This is a genomic window from Paraburkholderia sp. SECH2, assembly GCF_030464795.1.
Classification (GTDB): Bacteria; Pseudomonadota; Gammaproteobacteria; order Burkholderiales; family Burkholderiaceae; genus Paraburkholderia; species Paraburkholderia aspalathi.
Genome location: NZ_JALPRH010000002.1, coordinates 164,348 through 186,251, shown reverse-complemented (window position 1 = coordinate 186,251; position 21,904 = coordinate 164,348). Strand labels below are relative to the sequence as shown.

At 62.7% G+C, this 21,904-nt stretch carries 22 protein-coding genes; 12 read left to right on the top strand and 10 right to left on the bottom strand.

Annotated features, from left to right (window positions below; genetic code table 11):
* Positions 1-109 precede the first annotated feature (109 nt).
* The 5 genes from lpxK to M0D66_RS05190 all read left to right on the top strand — a co-directional run bounded on the left by lpxK (position 110) and on the right by M0D66_RS05190 (position 4,207).
* Positions 110-1,126, top strand: a complete 1,017-nt coding sequence (gene lpxK / locus M0D66_RS05210) for a tetraacyldisaccharide 4'-kinase (protein ID WP_256455494.1) — start codon at positions 110-112, stop codon at positions 1,124-1,126.
* Positions 1,107-1,310: a Trm112 family protein gene (locus M0D66_RS05205; RefSeq protein WP_006050060.1), complete on the top strand. Its 204-nt coding sequence runs from the start codon at positions 1,107-1,109 to the stop codon at positions 1,308-1,310. Before lpxK ends, M0D66_RS05205 begins: the two co-directional genes overlap by 20 nt.
* A 169-nt stretch (positions 1,311-1,479) precedes the next feature.
* Complete coding sequence (gene kdsB / locus M0D66_RS05200) at positions 1,480-2,280, top strand: 3-deoxy-manno-octulosonate cytidylyltransferase (protein WP_211705866.1); 801 nt, start codon at positions 1,480-1,482, stop codon at positions 2,278-2,280.
* Between the two features lie 214 nt (positions 2,281-2,494).
* Complete coding sequence (gene adk, locus M0D66_RS05195; RefSeq protein WP_054034304.1) at positions 2,495-3,160, top strand: adenylate kinase; 666 nt, start codon at positions 2,495-2,497, stop codon at positions 3,158-3,160.
* A gap of 288 nt (positions 3,161-3,448) precedes the next feature.
* Positions 3,449-4,207: a 3-hydroxyacyl-CoA dehydrogenase gene (locus M0D66_RS05190; protein WP_093635714.1), complete on the top strand. Its 759-nt coding sequence runs from the start codon at positions 3,449-3,451 to the stop codon at positions 4,205-4,207.
* 117 nt (positions 4,208-4,324) lie between these two features.
* On the opposite strand, the gene M0D66_RS05185 is transcribed toward M0D66_RS05190, so the two are convergent.
* Together M0D66_RS05185 and murJ are read right to left on the bottom strand one after the other, a co-directional pair.
* Entirely contained in the window at positions 4,325-5,167 is an 843-nt protein-coding gene (locus M0D66_RS05185; protein ID WP_093635760.1) for a SirB1 family protein, read from the bottom strand.
* Between the two features lie 5 nt (positions 5,168-5,172).
* Positions 5,173-6,723, bottom strand: coding sequence for a murein biosynthesis integral membrane protein MurJ (murJ, locus tag M0D66_RS05180; protein WP_093635712.1), 1,551 nt, complete (start codon positions 6,721-6,723; stop codon positions 5,173-5,175).
* Positions 6,724-7,299: 576 nt separating this feature from the next.
* Between murJ and rpsT the strand changes: the two genes are divergently transcribed.
* Positions 7,300-7,578 (top strand): 30S ribosomal protein S20, encoded by a 279-nt coding sequence (rpsT, locus tag M0D66_RS05175; protein WP_054034306.1) that lies wholly within the window; start codon positions 7,300-7,302, stop codon positions 7,576-7,578.
* 229 nt (positions 7,579-7,807) lie between these two features.
* Here rpsT and M0D66_RS05170 read toward each other — a convergent pair whose 3' ends face one another.
* Positions 7,808-8,155 carry a DUF3579 domain-containing protein gene (locus M0D66_RS05170; protein WP_054034308.1) on the bottom strand — a complete coding sequence of 116 codons (348 nt, stop codon included), beginning with the start codon at positions 8,153-8,155 and terminating at the stop codon, positions 7,808-7,810.
* Between the two features lie 437 nt (positions 8,156-8,592).
* Here M0D66_RS05170 and argF point away from each other — a divergent pair, with 437 nt between their 5' ends.
* Positions 8,593-9,522 (top strand): ornithine carbamoyltransferase, encoded by a 930-nt coding sequence (argF, locus tag M0D66_RS05165; protein WP_054034310.1) that lies wholly within the window; start codon positions 8,593-8,595, stop codon positions 9,520-9,522.
* A 239-nt stretch (positions 9,523-9,761) separates the two neighbouring features.
* The gene (locus M0D66_RS05160) at positions 9,762-10,988 is read left to right on the top strand and encodes an argininosuccinate synthase (RefSeq protein WP_054034311.1); all 1,227 of its coding nucleotides are present in this window, start codon (positions 9,762-9,764) and stop codon (positions 10,986-10,988) included.
* Positions 10,989-11,107: 119 nt separating this feature from the next.
* Here the strand turns inward: M0D66_RS05160 and murB are convergent, their stop codons facing one another.
* On the bottom strand, positions 11,108-12,151 hold the full coding sequence (gene murB / locus M0D66_RS05155) for a UDP-N-acetylmuramate dehydrogenase (RefSeq protein WP_266209217.1): 1,044 nt from the start codon (positions 12,149-12,151) through the stop codon (positions 11,108-11,110).
* Between the two features lie 184 nt (positions 12,152-12,335).
* Between murB and M0D66_RS05150 the strand changes: the two genes are divergently transcribed.
* Entirely contained in the window at positions 12,336-12,821 is a 486-nt protein-coding gene (locus M0D66_RS05150; protein ID WP_054034313.1) for a YajQ family cyclic di-GMP-binding protein, read from the top strand.
* Between the two features lie 234 nt (positions 12,822-13,055).
* On the opposite strand, the gene plsY is transcribed toward M0D66_RS05150, so the two are convergent.
* Together plsY and ybaK are read right to left on the bottom strand one after the other, a co-directional pair.
* Positions 13,056-13,676, bottom strand: coding sequence for a glycerol-3-phosphate 1-O-acyltransferase PlsY (plsY, locus tag M0D66_RS05145; RefSeq protein WP_266209214.1), 621 nt, complete (start codon positions 13,674-13,676; stop codon positions 13,056-13,058).
* A 113-nt stretch (positions 13,677-13,789) separates the two neighbouring features.
* Positions 13,790-14,281 carry a Cys-tRNA(Pro) deacylase gene (ybaK, locus tag M0D66_RS05140; RefSeq protein ID WP_266209212.1) on the bottom strand — a complete coding sequence of 164 codons (492 nt, stop codon included), beginning with the start codon at positions 14,279-14,281 and terminating at the stop codon, positions 13,790-13,792.
* A gap of 223 nt (positions 14,282-14,504) precedes the next feature.
* Between ybaK and M0D66_RS05135 the strand changes: the two genes are divergently transcribed.
* A complete protein-coding gene (locus M0D66_RS05135) occupies positions 14,505-16,067 on the top strand; it encodes a class I adenylate-forming enzyme family protein (protein WP_266209211.1) in 1,563 nt (520 codons plus the stop codon).
* A gap of 6 nt (positions 16,068-16,073) precedes the next feature.
* On the opposite strand, the gene xerD is transcribed toward M0D66_RS05135, so the two are convergent.
* The 3 genes from xerD to queG are packed head-to-tail and all read right to left on the bottom strand — an operon-like array spanning position 16,074 to position 18,746.
* Positions 16,074-17,009 carry a site-specific tyrosine recombinase XerD gene (gene xerD, locus M0D66_RS05130; protein ID WP_211705861.1) on the bottom strand — a complete coding sequence of 312 codons (936 nt, stop codon included), beginning with the start codon at positions 17,007-17,009 and terminating at the stop codon, positions 16,074-16,076.
* Positions 17,006-17,476: a methylated-DNA--[protein]-cysteine S-methyltransferase gene (locus M0D66_RS05125; protein ID WP_266209210.1), complete on the bottom strand. Its 471-nt coding sequence runs from the start codon at positions 17,474-17,476 to the stop codon at positions 17,006-17,008. Before M0D66_RS05125 ends, xerD begins: the two co-directional genes overlap by 4 nt.
* A 28-nt stretch (positions 17,477-17,504) precedes the next feature.
* Positions 17,505-18,746 (bottom strand): tRNA epoxyqueuosine(34) reductase QueG, encoded by a 1,242-nt coding sequence (gene queG / locus M0D66_RS05120; protein ID WP_266209209.1) that lies wholly within the window; start codon positions 18,744-18,746, stop codon positions 17,505-17,507.
* 17 nt (positions 18,747-18,763) lie between these two features.
* On the opposite strand from queG, the gene tsaE reads away from it, so the two are divergent.
* Both tsaE and M0D66_RS05110 read left to right on the top strand, forming a co-directional pair.
* A complete protein-coding gene (gene tsaE / locus M0D66_RS05115; protein ID WP_211705859.1) occupies positions 18,764-19,348 on the top strand; it encodes a tRNA (adenosine(37)-N6)-threonylcarbamoyltransferase complex ATPase subunit type 1 TsaE in 585 nt (194 codons plus the stop codon).
* Positions 19,330-20,907, top strand: a complete 1,578-nt coding sequence (locus M0D66_RS05110; protein WP_093635694.1) for an N-acetylmuramoyl-L-alanine amidase — start codon at positions 19,330-19,332, stop codon at positions 20,905-20,907. Before tsaE ends, M0D66_RS05110 begins: the two co-directional genes overlap by 19 nt.
* Positions 20,908-20,997: 90 nt before the next feature.
* Here the strand turns inward: M0D66_RS05110 and M0D66_RS05105 are convergent, their stop codons facing one another.
* Entirely contained in the window at positions 20,998-21,879 is an 882-nt protein-coding gene (locus M0D66_RS05105; RefSeq protein WP_054034327.1) for an EamA family transporter, read from the bottom strand.
* Positions 21,880-21,904: the final 25 nt, after the last annotated feature.

The following is a 21,904-nucleotide window of genomic DNA, read 5'->3' as shown; positions in this document are numbered from 1 at the left end:
TTCACTTTTCGATTGTCCGGAGAACCGCGTTGATGCTTGCACCGCGTATTGCGCCTGGCGCTTCCATGCCGCCGTCCCGGCCCCTTTCGCCTGCTCTTGCGGCTTGCCGATGAGCGGACTGAGCGACCGTCTCGAAGCACGCCTCGCGCGCGAGTGGCAGCAGCGCGGACCGCTTGCGTGGGCGCTGACGCCCTTCGCGTGCGTGTTCGGCGCGATTGCCGCCGCGCGCCGCGCCGCTTTCTCGTTCGGCTGGCTGAAATCCGTGCGCATCGGCGTGCCGGTGGTGGTGGTCGGCAACGTTACCGTTGGCGGCACCGGCAAGACGCCGACCGTCATCGCCCTGGTCGAAGCCTTGCGCGCCGCCGGCTTTAAGCCCGGCGTGGTATCGCGTGGCTATGGCGCGCGCGTCAAAGGACCGACGGCGGTTCTCGCGACGTCGGCGGCAAGCGTCGGCGGTGACGAGCCGCTGCTGATCGCGCGTCGCACCGGCGCGCCGGTGTGGGTCTGCCCTGATCGCGTCGCGGCCGCGCAGGCGCTGTGCGCCGCGCATCGCGAAATCGACGTGATCGTCAGCGACGACGGCTTGCAGCACTATCGCCTCGAACGCGACGCCGAATTGGTGGTCTTCGATCACCGGCTCGGCGGCAATGGTTTCCTGCTGCCGGCCGGTCCGCTGCGCGAGCCGCTGTCGCGCCATCGCGATGCGACGCTGATCAACGACCCGTACGCCCGCACGCTGCCTCCCTGGCCGAACACGTTCGCGCTGCAACTCGCGCCCGCCGACGCCTGGCATCTCGACAACCCCGCTCTGCGCCGCCCGCTCGCGCAATTCAGCGGCGAGCGCGTACTGGCCGCGGCCGGCATCGGCGCGCCGGAGCGTTTTTTCGCGACGCTGCGCGCGGCCGGCCTCACGCCCGCTACCCGCGCCTTGCCGGATCACTACGCGTTCGAACGCAATCCTTTTGCGGACGTCGACGCGGACGCCATCCTGATAACTGAAAAGGATGCGGTAAAATTAGGGTCCTGGCACGACGCGCGCATCTGGGTTGTCCCTGTCGAAGCCGCGCTCGATCATCGCCTCATTGCATTAGTTGTGGAGAAAGTCCGTGGACGCTCGCCTGCTTGAAATTCTCGTCTGCCCGATCTGCAAGGGCCCGCTCAGCTACGACCGTTCTGCGCAGGAACTGATCTGCAACGCGGACAAACTTGCCTATCCGATCCGCGACGGCATTCCGGTGATGCTGGTCGACGAAGCACGCCAGACCGTGGAAGGCACGCCGGTCGACCTGAATCCGGGCTCGGTGGCCTGAATCAGCTTTTGCCCGACGCGAGGCGGGTGCGGCGCGAGACCATTCAGCGCGTCGCGCGTGTCTAGTCCGCAATTGCCGCATTTGCCGTCCTGTTTGCAGTCTTTCCCATCAGCGCCCGCCCTGCACTTGCGAGCGCTTTCTTCCGGTTTCATCGCCGCTCGTCCTTCCGATGACCAACGCTAACGCCACCACTCCCCCGTTCATCGCCGTCGTGCCGGCCCGGCTCGCTTCGACGCGTCTGCCCAACAAGCCGCTCGCCGACATCGGCGGCAAGCCGATGGTGGTGCGGGTCGCCGAACGCGCACGCGAATCGGGCGCGCAGCAGGTGCTGATCGCCTCCGACGCGCAAGCGGTGCTGGATGTCGCCCGCGAGCACGGTTTCGAAGCCGTGCTGACGCGCGCCGATCATCCGTCGGGCACCGACCGTCTCGCGGAAGTAGCGGCCCAGTTCGGCTGGAGTGACGAAACGATCGTGGTGAACGTTCAGGGCGATGAGCCGCTGATCGACCCGGCCCTCGTGTGCGGCGTGGCGTCGCACCTGGCTTCGAGCCCTGGCTGCGCGATCGCCACCGCCGGGCATCCGATCACCGACCCCGCGGAAATTTTCAATCCGAACGTCGTCAAGGTCGTGCTCGATGCGCGCGGCGTCGCGCTGTATTTCTCGCGCGCGCCGATTCCGTGGGCACGCGACGCGTATCAGCCGCATTGGCCCGACGTCGCGTCGATGCCCACGCCGCCGGCCCCCGCAGTCGTCCACCGGCATATCGGCCTGTACGCGTACCGCGCCGGATTCCTGCGCTCGTATCCGGGTCTCGCGATCTCGCCGATCGAGCAGGTCGAAGCGCTCGAACAACTGCGCGCGATGTGGCATGGTGAGCGAATCGCCGTGCTCGTCACGCAGAATGCGCCGCTGCCCGGCGTCGACACGCCCGCCGATCTCGCGCGCGTACAGGCTTTATTCGGGGCTTGAGCGGAAAAACCCATGGCATAATCGGACGGTTGTGCGCGCCTCCCTTTTAACGCGAGAGTCAGGGTTTGCCCCGGTCGCATCGTTGTGGTCTTGCAGCGCCGTCGTGTTCGACGTGCAGCGCGAGACGCGAAACGGAAGCCGATGCGGGTCCCTCGACGAATCGCGGGATGGCTGCAGCGTCACCAAAGAATTCACATAGATCTGGAGATATCACATGCGTTTGATCCTTTTGGGTGCGCCCGGCGCGGGCAAGGGCACTCAGGCAAACTTCATCAAGGAAAAATTCGGCATTCCGCAAATTTCCACCGGTGACATGCTGCGCGCCGCCGTCAAGGCAGGCACGCCGCTCGGTCTTGAAGCCAAGCGTTTTATGGATGCCGGCGAACTGGTCACGGACGAGCTGATCATCAATCTGGTGAAGGAACGCCTGCAGCAGCCGGATTGCGCGAACGGTTATCTGTTCGACGGTTTTCCGCGCACCATTCCGCAAGCGGAAGCTATGAAGCAGGCAGGCGTCGCGATCGACTACGTGCTGGAAATCGACGTGCCGTTCGAAGAGATCATCGTGCGTATGAGCGGCCGCCGCTCGCACGCCGCGTCGGGACGCACGTACCACGTCAAGTTCAACCCGCCGAAGGTTGAAGGTGTGGACGACGTGACGGGCGAACCGCTGATCCAGCGCGACGACGACAAGGAAGAAACGGTCAAGAAGCGCCTCGACGTGTACGTTGCGCAAACCAAGCCGCTGATTGAGTACTACAACAACTGGGCGCAAAACGGCGACCCGGCGACTTCGCTGACGGCACCGCAATATCGCCGCATTTCGGGCCTCGGCTCGGTCGACGAAATTCGCAACCGCGCGTTCGACGCGTTGAAATAATCGCGCATTTGCGGTTGTCGCTCGAAAAACCCGCCCATTCCGGCGGGTTTTTTATTGCCTGCGGCGTGGCGTGGCGTTCGCGCTTCTCCGGTCTCCGTCGTCCACGATGCCCTGCATTGATTAGCCATCCGTAGCAGTTCAGCGGCACTATGGGTTTTCGACCCCCAGGGGCCACACCCGGCCGGCATCCCCGCCGCTTCGCTTTCCGCATTGCAGCATAGCCGTTACAATCGATCATCGAAAAGATATTCGATCGAGACATTACTGAACTGAAGCAAAGGAGAAGACATGGAGATTCGTGACAACGTATTCCTGATCACCGGCGGTGCATCGGGTCTCGGCGCGGCCACGGCGCACCTTTTGGTCGAAAACGGCGGCAAGGTGGTGCTGGCCGATCTGAATCAGGATGCCGGAGAGGCGCTCGCGAAGGAACTCGGCGGCGTGTTCGTCAAGTGCGACGTGAGCCGCGAAGACGACGCTACGCAAGCGGTCGAAGCCGCCACGAAGCTCGGCACGCTGCGCGGCCTCGTCAATTGCGCGGGCGTTGCGCCCGCCATCAAGACGGTCGGCAAAGACGGCCCGCATCCGCTCGAGTCGTTCGCTCGCACCATCTCCATCAATCTGATCGGCACCTTTAACATGATCCGGCTCGCCGCCGCGGCCATGTCGAAGAACGAACCGAATGCGAATGGCGAGCGTGGCGTGATCATCAACACGGCATCGGTGGCCGCGTATGACGGCCAGATCGGCCAGGCCGCCTACGCTGCGTCCAAGGGCGGCGTGGTCGGCATGACGCTGCCAATCGCACGCGACCTGTCGCGCAACGCAATCCGCGTAATGACGATTGCCCCGGGCATCTTCGAAACGCCGATGCTGCTCGGCATGCCGCAGGAAGTGCAGGACGCGCTCGGCGCGATGGTGCCGTTCCCGCCACGCCTCGGCAAGCCGGCCGAGTACGCGATGCTGGCCAAGCAGATCTTCGACAATCCGATGCTCAACGGCGAAGTGATTCGCCTGGACGGCGCGATCCGGATGCAGCCGAAGTAATGATTTACCCGGCGCGGCGCTTTATGCGGCTGCGCTAATGAAAAACGCCTGCACCGCATGAATCATATGCGTCATGTGCAGGCGTTTTGTTTTTACCGGTAGGCCGGAAAGCGGCTCTTAGTCGCGATCGTCGTACTGGGTGCGTTGACGCAGTTCGTGCAACTGCGACTCCACCACCGTCGCGTCCTCCGCATCCGGCCGATCGCCGAGATAGCGTTCGAGGTCTTCGAGCGCCGGGCGCAGATAATCGAGCCGCGCGTAGGCGAAACCGCGATCGCGCACTTCTTCGATACTGTCCGGCAGCAGAATCACGAGACGCTGCTGCACAGCCAGCAGACGCTGCCAGCGTTCCGTCTGAAGATACGTGGACTTCAGATTGCGCAGCATGCGAGCGATGATCTCGCGGCGCGTGGCCGGCTGCAGCAAGATGCGCAGCGCCCTGCTCACCGACTCGCCCGCCGACGCCACATACGGCTCCAGCATGTCCACCATCTGCGATTCGGACAGCGAATGCCCGCTAGTCGGATCGAGCATCACGTCGCCATCCGGCGTGGTGACGCGCAACAGGAAGTGGCCCGGAAACGACACACCGCGCGCCGGGACGCCGATCTGCTCGGCCATCTCCAGATACAGCACCGCCAGCGAAATCGGAATGCCGCGGCGCCGCTTGAGCACCATATTCAGATGGCTGTTGTCGGGATCGTAATAATCGTTGAGGTTGCTGGCGAAACCCAGCTCGCGGAAGAAGAAACGGTTGAGAATGCCGACCTTCTGCCTGATGTCGGCATCGTCCGGCATGCGGCGCTGCAAACGCAAAACCAGCTCGTCGATCTCGGCCAGCGTGCCTTGCAAATCGAGATCGGGATAAGCGTCCTGCGCGAGCGAGAGCGCCGCCTCGGTCAGCGGCAGGCTGTCATCTTCGGCAACCAGCGTACTGAAATAGTCGAGAACTCGCGTCATCGTGATCACTTCACTCGCCTTTTGAAATACGCGTACTTGAAGCCCATCAGCCAAAGCATACCGAAATATAGCGCGGCGAACAGTACCAGGCACGCCCCCAGCAACACGATCCGGTCGACCGGCCGGTTATGCATGCCGATCCAGTCGAAGCTGATCGCAAGCCAATGCATCGTGCCGGCCAGCACCAGACAGGCGCCGAACAACTGCACGAAGAACTTCAACCAGCCGTTCGACGGCATGTAGATGCCGCGCTTGCGCAAGCCGAGGAACAGGAATAGAGCGTTGACGCAAGCGCCAAGCCCGACGCTCAACGTGAGACCCGCATGCGCGAAGATTGGCACGAACAGATAGTTACTCAGTTGCGTGACGATCAGCACGCCGATGCCGATTTTCACCGGCGTCTTGATGTCCTGTTTCGCGTAAAAACCGGGCGCGAGGATCTTGATGAGAATCAGGCCGATCAGGCCGATGCCGTAGGCCGACAGCGCACGGCCAACCATGACCACCGAATTGCCGTCGAACTTGCCGTAGTGGAACAGCGTCGCGGTGAGCGGCTGGGCGAAGAAGAACAGCGCGACGGCGCTCGGGGCGGCCAGCAGAAAAGTGACGCGCAGCCCCCAGTCGAGCAGCGACGAATACTCGTGCGGATCGGCGTCCACGTGTGCCTTCGAGAGGCTCGGCAGCAGGATCGTGCCGAGCGCGACGCCGAGCAACGCAGTGGGAAACTCCATCAGCCGGTCGGCGTAATTGATCCAGGAGACGGCGCCCGGGCCGATGCGCGACGCAATATTAGTGTTGATGATCAGGCTGATCTGCGCGACCGACACGGCGAACATCGCCGGCACCATCTTCGACAGCACCCGCTTCACGCCACGGTGCGCGAGCGCCTTCAGCGGATTCAGGCCGATACGCGGCAGCATGTCGATCTTCTTCAGACCGGGCAGTTGCACGACGAATTGCAGCACGCCGCCGGCGATCACCGCCCACGCGAGCGCGTAGACCGGCGTTTGCAGGCGCGGCGCGACAAACACTGCCGCGACGATGAACGCGACGTTCAGCAGGACCGGGGCGAACGCGGGCAGCGAAAAGTTCTTGTACGTATTCAGCACGCCCGACGCCAGCGACGTCAGCGAGATGAAAATAATGTACGGGAACATGATGCGCGTCATCGTGACCGCTAGCGCATAGGCCTGGCCTTCATGCGCGAGCCCTGACGCGACAATGAACACGACGCCCGACGCCCCCACCACACCGATCAGCGAGAGAATCGCGAGCGCCCAGGCCAGTACGGTCGAGGTCGCGTCGACGAGCGCCTTGGTGGCGTCGTGTCCTTGCTGGTTCTTGAATTCGGCCAGAATCGGCACAAAGGCTTGCGAGAAAGCACCCTCGGCGGAAATGCGGCGCAGCAGATTGGGAATGCGGAAGGCGACGTAAAACGCGTCAGTATATTGACTGGCGCCGAACGCGCGGGCGATCAGCGTTTCGCGGGCCAGTCCGGTCACGCGCGACAGCAGCGTGAAGCCGCTGACCGTCAGCAGGGCTCGGAATAGATTCATGGGGCGCTTATTATACGGGTGCCGCAGGTGCGGACGACGAGCCGGAACGCGAATCGGACCGATTTGCGCCGCAGACGTTCGGTCGGATGAGCGGATCGGGTTGTTTTTTGTTGCTTGCCGCGGATTCCGCGAGTCGCACCCTCGCTGCCGCGCTTGCCCGTTGTGGCGGCGCCAAGACGTTCGTGAATCGCCGAAACTCGCCAAAACTAACAGAATCCCCAGCGAGGCGCGCCGACCCGGCGTATCAGAATTGGCGATTCCTCGTTGCCACGTGCCTGATTTTGTTGCTATAATCGCCGGTTTCGAAGCTCGCTCAATTTTCGGACGGGTTTTCGAGGAGGTTCGGGCACGCAGTAGGCAGGCGTCGCTCCAGCGGCGCGCAAGCCATATTGAGGCGCCAACCAGCCTCGAAATACACCGGAACACGGGCCCGCCTTCGCGTAGGCCGATCGATTTTTCGAATTATTTCGACACTTTTGCGCTCTTGGGCAATCGCTTCCAAGAGTTCGATCTAAAAGCAGCACCTCACCACTTGAAGGTCAGGTACTGGAAACAGGAACAGGATAAGGAACCGTCATGGCTAACTCCGCACAAGCACGCAAGCGCGCCCGCCAGGCCGCCAAGGCAAACTCGCACAACTCGGCACTGCGCTCGAAGTTCCGCACGGCTATCAAGGCTGTCCGCAAGGCAATCGAAGCAGGCGACAAGGCTAAGGCCGTCGAGATCTTCCAGGCATCGTCGAAGACCATCGACATCATCGCCGACAAGAAAATCGTTCACAAGAACAAGGCAGCTCGTAACAAGAGCCGTCTGGCTGCAGCCCTCAAGGGTCTGCAAGCACCCGCAGCGCAGTAAATTCGGTCAGCCCGCTTCGGTGGGCTACCTCCTGTTTCCGCTGCTACAGAAAAGCCCGCTTCGGCGGGCTTTTTTGCTTGGCCCGACGGAAACGGACGCTGACTCACGCCTGCTCGCGAGTCAGTTGGCTGCACATCGAAGCCACCCGCCTTGAAGCCAATGCTTCAGGCGCAAAAAAACCCGCCAATGGCGGGTTTTTCTTTTGCCGATCCGGCCCGGCTAGCTCGCGTTAGATCACGTGCCTTTTCTCTTGCGGCGTAGCGTGCTCGAGTTGCAACTCGCAAGCCTCGGTCACGAGAAGGTCATTATCTTTCGCGAAGTTGAGAACGAAATCGAAGGCCATCGGCTCGATGTCGCGCAAGCGCGAATCGAGAATCACGCATTTGAGGTCACCGATCATGGTGGGCCGGACATACAACGAGTATTGCAGGTAAGCATTCGGGCCCCTGCCCCGTGGGCTGGGACCAAAGCACGCCATGACGCCTGCGAGCCGCTCCGACCAGTCACTCGGCCGAAACTTTTTTCCGGTCGACGTGATGCCCTGAATGAAATATTCGGTTGGAGCTGCTTCGGCCATGTAGGAATACCTGTGTGACTGCCCAGCGGGATGACGGCAAAGCTGACTGCAAAGCGGCTTTGGGATGCCTGAACACGTTGGCCACGCCTGAATGGCGAGCTGCGCCGCCAGAAACCACGAAGGGCCAGATAAGCCGCCTCGGCGCTCATCTTGACGGCGCATCGCGACGAAACTTTCCGGAGTGCGCGAGCCGTGTCCCGCGAGCTTAATACCGGCCTGCTGGGCTTAGGGATAACCGGTAGATTATAGCGCAGCGGACCTTTTTCCGCAGCGCACACAAGCCTCGTTTGAACGTTGCGAAAGGCTTTCAGACAGCTTGCCTGGCCTTTTGGCCGACTCGTCAAACGGGGCGAAATCCTTTATGCTGCATTGAGTTACCACAAAAGACGGCGGCGCCGTCCGGCAATCCTGCCGGGTGAGACCGCCGTATTTGTTTCATGACCGCCAAGAAAATTCGCCACTACCTGCAGTTCAAGGATTTCTCGCTGGAAGACTACGAGTACGTGCTGGAACGCGCGCGCATTCTGAAACGCAAATTCAAGAACTACGAGACTTACCACCCGCTGCACGACCGTACACTGGCGATGATCTTCGAGAAAAACTCGACGCGCACGCGCCTGTCGTTCGAAGCCGGCATCTTCCAGCTGGGCGGCCACGCCGTCTTCATGAGCACACGCGACACGCAGCTCGGGCGCGGCGAGCCGATCGAAGACGCCGCGCAAGTGATCTCGCGCATGGTCGACATCATCATGATCCGCACCTTCGGCCAGGACATTCTCACGCGCTTTGCCGAAAATTCGCGCGTGCCGGTGATCAATGGGCTGACCAACGAATATCACCCGTGCCAGGTGCTGGCGGACATCTTCACGTATTTCGAACATCGCGGTCCGATTCGCGACAAGACGGTCGCGTGGGTCGGCGATGCGAACAACATGCTGTACACGTGGATCGAAGCCGCCCAGATTCTCGGTTTCAAGCTGCGCCTGTCCACGCCGCCGGGCTACAAGCTCGACCACGCCATGGTCGCCGCCGAAAGTGCCCCGTTCTATCAGGAATTCGACGACCCGAACGAGGCCTGCACGGGCGCCGATCTGGTCACCACGGACGTGTGGACCAGCATGGGCTTCGAGGCTGAAAACGAAGCCCGCAAGAAAGCCTTTGCAGACTGGTGCGTCGACGCCGAAATGATGGCGCGCGCCAATTCTGACGCATTGTTCATGCACTGCCTGCCTGCCCACCGCGGCGAGGAAGTCAGCGCGGAAGTGATCGACGGCCCGCAAAGTGTCGTGTGGGACGAAGCGGAAAATCGTCTGCACGTGCAAAAGGCGTTGATGGAATACCTGCTGCTCGGCAAGCTGAATCACTAAGCGAGCCGGCTACGCAGCACCTGCGTGAAGCGTGACGGGGCCTTGAATACGAGGCAAGGCATCCACGTTTAACGCCACGCATCGAGCCGGCGTCCGCGAAAGCAAACGGAACCGGCTCACCCACCGCAGCACTCCAAAAACGCGGGCAAGCGGCGGTTTAGTGTCAAAATAGTGGTTTTCCGCGCTCCGGAACCGCCGGCGCGCCTTGTTTTCCAGCTTTCTCCAGCTACGAGTTCACCATGAGCGATATCAAGAAAGTCGTGCTCGCCTATTCGGGCGGCCTCGACACCTCCGTCATCCTGAAGTGGTTGCAGGACAATTACGACGCCGAAGTCGTCACGTTTACGGCCGACATCGGCCAGGGCGAAGAGCTGGAACCGGCGCGCAAGAAAGCCCTGCAACTCGGCATCAAACAGGACAACATCTTCATCGAAGACCTGCGCGAAGAATTCGTGCGCGACTACGTGTTCCCGATGTTCCGCGCCAACACGATCTATGAAGGCGAATACCTGCTGGGCACGTCGATCGCACGTCCGCTGATCGCCAAGCGTCAGATCGAAATCGCCCGCGCCACTGGCGCGCAAGCGGTCTCGCACGGCGCAACCGGCAAGGGCAACGACCAGGTTCGCTTCGAACTCGGTTATTACGCGCTGGAACCGGGCATCAAGGTGATCGCACCGTGGCGCGAATGGGATCTGCTGTCGCGCGAAAAACTGCTCGCGTACGCTGAAAAGGCCGGCATTCCGATCGAAATGAAGCACAAGCAAGGTGGCGCGCCGTATTCGATGGACGCGAACCTGCTGCACATCTCGTTCGAAGGCCGTCACCTGGAAGACCCGAAGGCCGAAGCCGAAGCCGATATGTGGCGTTGGACGGTGTCGCCGGAACAGGCGCCCGACCAGGCTGAATACCTCGACATCGAGTACGAGCACGGCGACCCGGTCGCGATCAACGGCAAGCGTCTGTCGCCGGCGGAAATGCTGACCGAGCTGAACCGTCTGGGTGGCAAGCACGGCATCGGCCGTCTGGACCTGGTCGAAAACCGTTACGTCGGCATGAAGTCGCGCGGCTGCTATGAAACGCCGGGCGGCACGATCATGCTGAAGGCGCACCGCGGCATCGAGTCGATCACGCTCGACCGCGAAGTGGCCCACCTGAAAGACGACCTGATGGCCCGTTACGCATCGCTGATTTACAACGGCTACTGGTGGAGCCCGGAGCGTCGCGCAATCCAGGTACTGATCGACCATACGCAAGAAAAGGTCAACGGCTGGGTGCGTGTGAAGCTGTACAAGGGCAGCGTCTCGGTTGTCGCGCGCGATTCGAAGGAAACGCTGTTCGACAAGACGATCGCTACGTTCGACGACGACGGCGGTGCGTACAACCAGGCCGACGCTGGCGGGTTCATCAAGCTCAACGCGCTGCGTATGCGGATTGCGGAGAATGCGCGTCGTCAGCGCGACTAAGCGTTAGCATTAGCGAAGTTAAGCGCCGAAAAGCGCAACCTAAGCCGAAGCTCAGATGCAAAAAGGCGCCGGGAGGAAGCTCCCGGCGCCTTTTTCATTGCTGCATGCCACTCACGCAATCACAAGCAAACCGGCTCCGCTTCCAGTTCAACTCCAAATCGCGCCAGCACATCGCGCTGAACCGCCTTTGCGAGCGCCAACACCTCGGCGCCGCTCGCCCCGCCGCGATTGACCAGCACCAGCGCCTGCCGTTCATGCACGGCCGCCGCACCCATCGCGCGGCCTTTCCAGCCACATCGATCGATCAGCCAGCCCGCCGCGAGCTTCACCCGGCCGTCCGGCTGCGGGTAAGACACAAGCTCGGGCTCCTTGACCTTCAGCGCTTCGAACTGCGTGGCTTCGACGACCGGATTCTTGAAGAAACTCCCGGCGTTACCCAACTGAAGCGGATCGGGCAGCTTGGCGCGCCGCACCGCGACTACCGCGTCGAAAATCGCCTGCGCACTCGGCGCGGCGGCATCGGCATGACCACCGGCAGCCAGTTCACGCGCGATATCCGCATAGCCCGCGCGCGGCTGCCAAACCTTCGGCAAACGGAAAGTGACCGACGTGATGACAAACCGGTCGCGCCCTTCCCGCTTGAAAAAACTGTCGCGGTAACCGAATCGGCACGCCTTTGCATCGAGCTCGACGACGGCGCCCGTTTCGAGCTCAATCGCCCGCAGCGACGCAAATCGCTCGCACATCTCCAGCCCATATGCGCCGATGTTCTGAATCGGCGCTGCGCCCACCGTGCCCGGAATCAGCGCAAGGTTCTCCAGCCCAGGCAGCCCTTGCGTCAAAGTCCACGCGACAAAGTCATGCCATGGCTCGCCGGCTGCCGCCTCGACGTACCATGCATCATCGTCCTCGCGCACGACGCGGCGGCCTTGCAGCGCCACCAGCAGCACCAGTCCGGCGAAGTCGCCCGTCAGCACGACATTGCTGCCGCCGCCCAGCACCAGCCGCGGCAAGCCGGCAGCACGCGGATCGCGCACGGCAGCCATCAGTTGCGCTTCGTGTTCGATCCGGCACGCAAACTGCGCGCGAACATCGAAACCGAAGGTGTTATGCGCCTTCAGCGGATAGCCGGCAATGAACGCGGCGGAGTCGGATCGGGACATCGGAATGAGAAGAATGGAACGGCCAGCTAAACGACATCGGGCCGCGGCCGCACGACAATGCGCGGCGGCCTTAGGCAAAAGGGAGTGGCGTCGGTAAAATGACGTCCGGTCCGTGATTATAGCGAGTGCCTCGTGAGCAGCCGACCGGCCGCGCCACGCACCGCAGCACTATTGGGAGAAAACAATGCCATCGTTTGACGTCGTCTGCGAAGCAGACATGATCGAAGTCAAGAACGCGATCGAGCAGTCCAACAAGGAAATTTCAACCCGCTTCGACTTCAAAGGGTCGGACGCGCGCGTCGAGCACAAGGAAAGCGAAATCACCGCCTACGCCGACGACGACTTCAAGCTCGGTCAGGTGAAAGACGTCCTGCTGTCAAAAATGGCCAAGCGCAATGTGGATGTGCGCTTTCTCGACTACGGCAAGATCGAGAAGATCGGCGGCGACAAGGTCAAGCAGATCATCAAGATCAAGAAAGGTGTGTCTGGCGATCTGTCGAAGAAAATCGTGCGTCTCGTGAAGGACAGCAAGATCAAGGTCCAGGCGAGCATTCAGGGCGACGCGGTGCGCATCACCGGTGGCAAGCGCGACGATCTGCAAAGCGTGATCGCGATGCTGCGCAAGGACGTGACTGACACTCCGCTCGACTTCAACAACTTCCGCGACTGAACTCGCGTCACGCTCAAGGCCGAGCGCGTGTCGCCCCTCGGCAATGGGCGTGCGTTGAGGCTCGGCAAGGGGCCGCATTGACACTCGGCACCCGACTCAGCACCCGCACGGATTGCATGCGCTCAGCACATGACCCATGCGCGTTCAGCTCGTACTTCGTGAAGGCACTCAGGCACGCCGGCTAACACCCGGCCGTACCCCGCCCACGCTCAAGGTTCGTTACCACCCGCCGCGCTAGGCCGCTGCGTCTGGTTTCTTCTTCGCGCCGATACGGCTTTCCTGCCCGCGCATCAATTTGGCGATGTTGCCGCGGTGGCGCCAGACTAGCAGCGAACTCATCACGACAATCGCCAGCGCGATGATATGCGGCCCGAACAGAAAGCCGTCGAAGATCGGTGCGAACACCGCCGCGGCCAGTGCCGCCAGCGAAGAATAGCGCGTGAAAAACGCCACGATCAGCCACGTAAGCAAGGTGGCCACGCCAAGGATCGGGTTGATCGCGAGCAGCACGCCCGCCGCGGTGGCCACGCCCTTGCCGCCTTTGAAGCGGAAGAAGATCGGATACAGATGGCCGAGAAACACAGCAATGGATGCAATCGCGACTGACATATCGTCGAGGCCGTAACGCGCGCCGAAGTGCACCACGAACCACACCGGCAGCCATCCTTTAAAGGCGTCGCCGATCAGGGTGAGAATCGCGGCCTTCTTGCTGCCGCTGCGCAGCACGTTGGTAGCGCCCGGGTTGCCCGAGCCGTATGAGCGCGGGTCGTCCAGCCCCATGGCGGCGCTCACGATCACGGCAAACGACACCGAGCCGATCAGGTAGGCAACGACAGCAACGATCAGGTTTTGCATCTGGGACTCTTATAAGGATCGGCGGTCTGAAACTCGACACCCCAACCGCAACAGGGAACAAGGCGGCGCACATTCTACCGAACCCACCCGCCCGGAAAACATTGAGACAAACGTCAATCGACGCTCGCGCACTGAACCGGCTTCGCCGCCAGCAAGCCGGTCAAAATCGTGGGCTCGATGCTGACCAGAAAACCGCGCCGCCCGCCGTTCAGCCAGATCTTGTCCATCTCGAGGATGCTCGACTCGACGTACACCGGCATCTGTTTGCGCGTACCAAACGGCGATGTGCCGCCGATCAGATAGCCGGAATGCCGGTTCGCCACCTCGGGTTTGCATGGCTCGACGCGTTTCACACCGATCTGTCGCGCCAGATTCTTGGTGCTGACGGTGCGATCGCCGTGCATCAACACGATCAGCGGCTTGGCGTGCTCGTCTTCCATCACCAACGTCTTCACGACATGGTGTTCGTCCACGCCGAGCTGGCGCGCCGATTCCTCGGTGCCGCCGTGCTCCACGTAATCATAAGGATGTTCGCCGAAAGTGACGCCGTGACGGCGCAGAAACTGCGTCGCGGGCGTTTCGGAAACGTGTCTGGATTTGCTCATCGGCGCATTGTAATGGCGAGTTTGCGCAACGGCTATTTGCCGAACGGCCAATTGTGCGGGATCGGCGATTGTGGCACGATCGTTCGCAAATCTTTCGGCACACTGTATGCCGGGCACTGAATACGTTTAGCGACTATGCAGAGCGCGAACTCTGGTCGACAGCTTTGCATGGGACCAGAGTAAGGCGCTAAAGCGCCAACTCTGGTCGACACAGGAGACAGCATTGAGCCTCGATTCATCCACCCGTTCCACGATCGACATTCCCGCGCTGCTGGCCGCCCTGCCCACGCGTATTGCCGACATTCCGGCGCTCGCGGCCGCGCGCGATCCGCAACACGTCGCCCTGATCGAGGATGCGCGCCGCCTCACCAGCGCGCAGCTTCTGGAAGCCGTCAATGCCACCGCCGCGCAGTTGCGCGAATGGGGCGTGCGTGGCGGCGATCGCGTGATGATCGTGGCCGAGAACAGCATCGTGCAGATCGTGCTGCTGTTCGCCACCGCGCAACTCGACGCGTGGGCGCTGGTGTCGAATGCCCGTCTGTCCGCCGCCGAACTCGACGCGATCCGGGCGCACGCGCAGCCTCGCTTGGTCGCGTATGAGGTCGAAAGCTCCGTGGATGCCCAACAGCATGCGCAGCGGCACCAAGCCACGACAGCGCCTGCCATCACGCCGGATATCGGCGCCTGGTCGTACACGATCGACGCCGACGCGAAAGCCGAGCCGGTCGAAGCCGCGAATGACCGTCAATGCGCCGCGCTGATCTACACCACGGGAACCACGGGCGCGCCGAAAGGCGTAATGCTGTCCCACCGCAATCTGCTCTTCATCGCAGCCGTCTCGAGCCGTTTGCGCAATGTCGGTCCGGACGATGTCGTGTACGCCGTTCTGCCGATCTCGCACGTGTACGGCTTTGCGTCGGTCTGCCTCGGCAGCCTGCACGCCGGCGCGACCTTGCGCCTCGCTCCGCGTTTCGCACCGGAAGCGGTGCGGCGGGCGCTCGCCGACGAGCGCGTGTCGATCTTTCAGGGCGTCCCGGCCATGCACGCCAAACTGCTCGAACATTTGCAAACGCACGGCCACGCGTGGTCCGCGCCGCGTCTACGCTTTGCCTATTCGGGCGGCTCGCCGCTCGACGCCGCGCTCAAGGCGCACGTCGAAAGCGTCTACGGCCTGCCGCTCCACAACGGCTATGGCATGACCGAGAGCAGTCCGACCGTCTCCCACACCATGCTCGATGCGCCGCGCAGCGATTGCTCAGTCGGTGAGGTCATTCCTGGCGTCGAGGTGCGGTTCGTCGGACTCGACGGCGTGGATGCCGCGCCGGGCGAAATCGGCGAACTGTGGGTGCGTGGCCCGAACGTGATGCTGGGCTACTACCGCAGCCCAGAGCAGACCCGCGCCGTCGTTACCGAAGACGGCTGGCTCAAGACCGGCGATCTCGCCCGGCAGGACGCGGACGGCGCATTGCATATCGTCGGGCGCAGCAAGGAGCTGATCATCCGCTCGGGCTTCAACGTGTATCCCGCGGAAGTCGAGCACGTGTTGAACGCGCATCCGCAGGTGGTGCAGTCGGCGGTGATCGGGCGCGCGGTGGAGGGTAACGAGGAAGTGGTCGCGTTCGTCGAATTGATCGCGGGCGCGACGGTGACGCCGGCTGAACTGATCGCGTGGTGCGGCGAGCGTCTCGCGCCGTACAAGCGCCCTGCCGAAGTGAAGGTGCTCGCCGCGCTGCCGGCCGCGTCGACTGGCAAGATTCTCAAGCACCGGCTTCGCGAATTCGTCTAACGCGCCTCACCCGCGCGGATGATGCTGCGCATGCAGCGACTTCAAGCGTTCGCGGGCCACGTGCGTATAGATTTGCGTGGTCGAGATATCCGTATGACCGAGTAGCAACTGAACGACGCGCAAATCGGCGCCATGGTTCAGCAGGTGCGTCGCGAACGCGTGCCGCAACGTATGCGGCGAGAGCGGCGCGCGCACGTCGGCCGCCGCCGCGTGACGCTTGATGATGTTCCAGAACTGCTGGCGGGTCATGCCCTCCGCGCGGCTCGTGACGAACAGCGCATCCGTCGCGCGCGCACCGAGCAAAGCCGGACGCGCTTCGCGCAGATAACGTTCGATCCAGCCGTGCGCCTCTTCGCCGAACGGAATCAGGCGCTCTTTCGAACCCTTGCCCATCACGCGCACTACGCCTTCGTTCAGGCCCACTTCCACCGTCTTCAGCGTGACGAGTTCGGTGACACGCAAGCCGCTTGCGTACATCAATTCCAGCATGGTGCGATCGCGCAGGCCCAAGGGCGTGCCGATATCCGGCGCACCTAGAAGCGCTTCGACTTGCGCTTCGCTGAGCGTCGACGGAAAACGCGGCGGTTGCTTGGCTGAACGGATACGCACCGTCGGATCGGCCTTTGCGCGATGCTCGCGCACGGCCCAGCCGTAATAGCGGCGAAACACCGAGAGCCGCCGGTTCGCCGAAGTGGATTTGTCTTTCTGACGAGCCGCGCTGTAGGCGTTGAGATCGGCCTCGCTGGCCGTGTCGAGCGACGTGTTGCGGGCTTGCGCGAGCCATTCGCAGAACAGGCGCAGATCGCGCCGGTACGCATCGAGCGTGTTGCGCGACAAGCCGTGCTCGAGCCACAACGCGTCGCAGAAGGCGTCGATCGAGGCCGAGCTCGATACAAACAAAGGTGACGCGATGGGCGCGTCGTCAGCCACGGTGTCGCTCATGCGTAGGAAATGCCTTCATGCGCCAGAAGCCAGCGCTTGACGTTGCGAAAGAAGCCGTCTCCGGCGTGATGCGCGAATCCGCCGATGCCGCTCGCACTAACCACCCGATGACACGGGATCACGATCGGAAAGTAATTGGAACCACACGCCTGGCCGACCGCGCGCGGCACACTACCTAGCTGCCGTGCAAGTTGCCCGTAGGTCAACACGACGCCCGGCGGGATGTCGCTGATCGCTTGCCACACGCGCCGCTGAAACGGGGTGCCGACCGCTGCCAGCGGCAATTCGAACTTCGCGGACGCCCGCTCGAAATATTGCTCGATCTGCTCGACGGCCTGCTTTGCCAGAGGCGTGTCCGGCGTCACGCTCTGCACCGACTCCGGCAGATAGACGATCTCACGTACGGCCTCGCCTTCGAGGCGAATGCCGACCTTGCCGAACGGTGCATCGATCACTGCATTGAACATGGTTGCCTGCTCCGTGATTGCCGCTACTTTACGCCGCTTCCAACGCCCACTCCACATGCTCGCGCACGACGGCAGAAGGATCTTCAACGCGCAACTTCAGCGCATCAACAATTGCCTCGCGCGCATCCCCACTCAAACTCTCCGACGAAGCCCGCAGCGCATTACCCATCCCCACAGCCAGATTGCGCAACCAACTCTCATAGCCGATGCGACGAATCGCACTGCCCTGCATGCGCGTATCGAACTCGTCGGCGGACCATGCAAACAGTTCGACCAGCGTCGCGCGATCGAGTCCATGCCGCACATCGAAATCGGCGGCCGGCGCGGCCTGCGCAAACTTGTTCCAAGGACACACGAGCTGGCAATCGTCGCAGCCATACACACGATTACCGATCAGCGGCCGCATTTCCAGGGGAATATTGCCCTTCAATTCGATCGTCAGATACGAAATACAGAGGCGTGCATCGACCTTATAGGGCGCCACGATCGCCCCCGTCGGACAGGCATCGATGCAGCGCGTGCAACTGCCGCAATGCGAGCCCGGCGTTTCGGGCGCGTCGTCGGGCGACGTCTCGGCATCTGTCGGCAAGGGCACATCGACGTAGATTTCGCCCAGGAAAAACAGCGAACCCGCGTCGCGCTGCAGCAGCAGCGTGTGTTTGCCACGCCAGCCGATTCCGGCCTTCTGGGCAAGTTCCACTTCGAGCACCGGCGCCGAATCGGTAAATACGCGGTAGCCGAACGCGCCAATCTCCGCCTCGATTTTCTCGGCCAGATGTTGCAAACGGTTACGCATTACCTTGTGATAATCGCGGCCCCGCGCATAGATCGACACCACTGCGGCCGACGGGTCCGCAAGCCGCGCATGCTCCGCTGCGCGCCAGTCTGGCGGCGCCGGCGGTACGTCCTGCAAAGCGCTTTCGTGCGCCTTTCCGCTCAATGTTTCCGCAGGCAAATAGGCGATGCGCGCGGTAATCACACGTCGCGTGCCGGCCACAAGCTCGGCGGGGCGCGCGCGTTTCATACCGTGTTTCGCCATATAATCCATCTCGCCGTGGCACCCCGCTTCCAGCCATGCTGCAAGCGGCGCTTCGGCAGCGGAGAGATCGGTGTCGCTGATGCCGATCGCCCCAAAACCCAGTTCACGGCCCCACGTTTTGATGTTGAGCGCGAGCGCACTCAGCGCCGCTTCATCGAAATGACGCTCGGCACGCACATCGTCGTTTGACGCAGGCGTGCAGGGAACAGGGGACTCCGGACTTCGGTTCATCACGCCATTTTACGAGAATGCCCGTCAATCCCGATCTCGCGATCCAACCGCCCGCCGATATCCTGCTCGAACGCTCCTTCGCGCTCGCGGACGAGGCCGCCACCAACGCATTCGGCAAGCGCTTCGCGCAGGCGATCGAAAGCGTGCGCGAGTTGCAACAAACTGGGCAACAACACACGCCAGGCGTCGCGGGTCATCAGGCATTCCACGGACTGCAAGTCCAACTCGTCGGCGACCTCGGCGCCGGCAAAACCACACTCGTGCGCGCGACCTTGCGCGGCCTCGGCCACGTCGGCCGCGTACGCAGTCCCACCTACACACTCGTCGAACCCTACGTGCTCGAGCGGCCCGCTGGGGAACTCGCGCTCTATCACTTCGATCTGTATAGATTCACGGACCCGGCCGAATGGGCCGACGCGGGCTTTCGCGAGTACTTCGACAGCGGCGCCATCTGCCTCGTCGAATGGCCGCAGCGTGCCGGGCGTCTCCTTGGCGTGCCGGATCTCGTCTTCGCGCTCGACCTGGACCACGGGGGCGACGGCCGGATACTCGTCGCACGGGCATACAGCGAATCAGGAAAGGCATGTCTCGAAAGATGTTAATCAAACCGTTCCGCTCGATCGAATCGGCGGCTACCGCAACGCATAACTGGCGGCGCCGGCAGATTCTGCGCGCGGGTGCGTCCACGCTGGTGCTCGGCCTTGTTGCCCCGCGTCTCGCGTGGGCGAGCTCGGTGCTGGGCGTGCGGGTCTGGCCGGCGCGCGATTACACGCGCGTAACGATCGAATCGGACCAGCCATTGCAGAACGCGCAGCAGTTGCTGCAGGGTCCTGACCGGCTGGTGGTCGATCTGAGCGGCCTCGATCTGGATCAGGCGCTGAAGGATCTGGTATCGAAGATCACGCCGAACGATCCGCAGATCCAGTCGGTGCGTGTCGGGCAATATCAGCCGCACGTCGTGCGTATGGTCTTCGATCTGAAGGGCTCGGTGAAGCCGCAGGTGTTCACGCTGCCGCCGGTCGGCGCGTACAAATATCGGCTGGTGTTCGACCTGTACCCCGCCGTCGCACCCGATCCGTTGATGGATCTGCTCGCGCAGACCGAGCGCAAGCAGCAAACGCTGGACGAAAACAACGCCCCGCCCGCCACACTGAGCGGCCCCGGCACCACGCCGCCCACCGCCGACAACAGCGAAGCCTTTTTCGAGCGCTATGCGCAGAACGGCGGTGGCGGGACGGCGCCGAACCTACCGCGTCCGCCGGTGCACGTTGTGCCGACACCGGCTCCGCCCATCCTCGGCAAGCCTTCTACCCCGACGCCGCCCGTCGCGCCGCCCACAGCCATCGCCCGCAACAAAGGCGGCACGAGTGGCAGCAACCTCGGTGGCGACGACAACGACGGCGACGATAACTACGCCTTCACCAACCCGAAAACCGGCAAGAGCAACACGGTGCGTCTGCTCACCGTCGCGGTCGATCCGGGTCACGGTGGCGAAGACCCGGGCGCAATCGGCGGTTCGGGCACGTACGAGAAACACGTCGCACTCGACATCGCGAAGAAGCTGCGCGCGAAGATCGACGCGCAGCCGAATATGCGCGCCATGATGACGCGCGACGCCGATTTCTTCGTGCCGCTCAATGTGCGCGTGCAGAAGGCGCGGCGCGTCGGCGCGGACCTGTTCGTGTCGATCCACGCGGACGCGTTCACCACGCCCGACGCGAAGGGCTCGTCGGTGTTCGCCTTGTCGGAGCACGGCGCGTCGAGCGCCGCGGCGCGCTGGATGGCGAACAAGGAGAACTCGTCGGATCAGATCGGCGGGATCAACATCAAGTCCGCGGATGCCACGGTCAATCGTGCGCTGTTCGATATGTCGACCACCGCGCAGATTCGCGATTCGATGCGCTACGGCAACTTCGTGCTGAAGGAGATCGGCGGGATCAACAAACTGCACAAAGGCTCGGTCGAACAGGCCGGCTTTGCGGTGCTGAAGGCGCCGGATATTCCGTCGATCCTCGTGGAGACCGCCTTCATCAGCAACCCGGATGAAGAGCGCCGCCTGAACGACGACGCGTATCGGGAGAAAATGGCCGACGCGATCATGACCGGCATCAAGCGCTATTTCGCGGCGAATCCGCCGTTGGCGAAGAACCGCATGACCTGACGCTAGCCGGCGTGACACCGCGTCACGCAAGCGATAAAAAAACGGCCGCTCGATGCGGCCGTTTTTTTCTGCGTCACGCTTAAGAGGCCGTCAACGCGCCGGTGAAAACCGCTGCACGACCCAACCGCCGAACACATTCACCGCCAACCCCGCCATCACCAGCAACGCGCCCACGATCTGCGCCTCGGACAACTGCTCGTCGAGAAACAGGGACGCCGACGCCAGCCCGACAATCGGCACCAGCAGCGAGAACGGCGCCACCTGGCTCGCCGGATAGCGCGACAGAAGCCGGCTCCACAACCCGTAGCCGATCAGCGTCGCGATAAACGCGAGATACACGATGGCGAAAATCGACATCGCACTGATCCCAGACAGCGCCGCGACGATCCGCTGCGGCCCCTCGAACGCGTACGACAGTGCGAAAAACGGCAACGGCGGAATCAGGCTGCCCCACACCACCAGCCCGACCAGATCGACCTTGCCGACCTTCTTCGTGACGATGTTGCCGAGCGCCCACGAACACGCGGCGCACAGCGTGAGGACGAAGCCTGCGAGCGTCATCGCATGGCCGCCTTGCATGCCGATGACCGCGAGGCCGCCCGCAGCGATCAGCAAACCGACGATGTTTGGCACGCGGAAACGCTCATGCAGAAACAGCGCCGCGAAGATCAGCGTGAAAAATGCCTGCGCCTGCAAGACGAGCGACGCGAGCCCCGCGGGCATGCCGACGTACATCGCCGAGAACAGGAAAGCGAATTGCCCGAACGAAATCGTCGCGCCGTAAGCGAGCAGCCAGCGCCACGGCATCTGCGGCCGCTTGACGAAAAACACCGCGGGCACGGCGGCAAGCGCGAAACGCAACGCGCCGAGCAGCATTGGCGGCACACCGTGCAGACCCACCTTGATCACGACGAAATTGACGCCCCACGCAATCACGACGACCAGCGCGAGCAGTAAATCCCTGGGTGACATCCCCGTCTCCATTTCGTTGTTGGAT